This is a genomic window from uncultured Mesonia sp., from assembly GCA_947499595.1.
Classification (GTDB): Bacteria; Bacteroidota; Bacteroidia; order Flavobacteriales; family Flavobacteriaceae; genus Mesonia; species Mesonia sediminis.
Map to the genome: position 1 here is coordinate 1 of CANMOY010000051.1, position 362 is coordinate 362.

Annotated in this window: 1 protein-coding gene; it reads left to right on the forward strand. The window is 47.2% G+C overall.

The window, feature by feature from the left end; genetic code table 11:
• Window positions 1-362 (forward strand): hypothetical protein (locus ACH2AZ_RS12525; RefSeq protein WP_394908104.1); only part of this gene is annotated, 362 nt, incomplete at both ends.

Here is a 362-nt window from a genome sequence, read left to right on the forward strand (position 1 = left end):
GGCAGCAGTGCTTGTAGTTTGCTTGCACCGGTAAATCAAGACCCCTGTTTGGCGCCGGTGGCTGTACAAAGCGGTCCTTTTCCTATAAGCATTTGTGGGGAGTATGATGCTGGGCGAGGCGCTTATTTAAACAATCTTGCGTTAGATTTATACCAAAATGGTCAGCTTGTGGGAAGTCTAGTCAACCCGCCTATAACGCCAACGGGTCAATACTGTTTTAACGTACAAGCCAGCGACATCAGCGTGCCCCCTTACGGCAGTTTTACCTATAGCATTAATGCCGATTTTAGTTGTGTTACTACAAATTTTACAGACAGCGCTATGACCACCGGTATCCCGATAAAAATTTGTCCCCAAGCCGG